This is a genomic window from Belnapia sp. AC561 (assembly GCF_979252845.1).
In genome coordinates this window covers 1-236 of record NZ_CEEDBP010000490.1, presented here as the reverse complement: position 1 = coordinate 236, position 236 = coordinate 1, and the positions used below count along the sequence as shown (strand labels likewise).

At 81.4% G+C, this 236-nt stretch carries 1 protein-coding gene; it reads right to left on the bottom strand.

The window, feature by feature from the left end; all coding sequences use genetic code 11:
- The coding region (locus AC0IW9_RS31970) for a KR domain-containing protein (protein WP_471652300.1) at window positions 1–236 on the bottom strand (236 nt) is incomplete at both ends.

Here is a 236-nt window from a genome sequence, read left to right as displayed (position 1 = left end):
GGGCGCGAGGTCGCGGAGGGCGGCCTCGGCCCCCGGCGTGGCGGGGCCGCGGCGGGAGATGAGCGCCAGGTGCCGGGCGCCCTGCGCGGCGAGCCATTGCGCGGTGGCCAGGCCGACGCCCTGCGCGCCGCCCACGACCACGATGGTGCCGCGGGCCGCCAGGGTGAGGGGCGAGGCCTGCGCCGCGCCGGGGACCAGCGCCGGCGGGCGGATAACCAGCTTGCCGATGTGCTGGC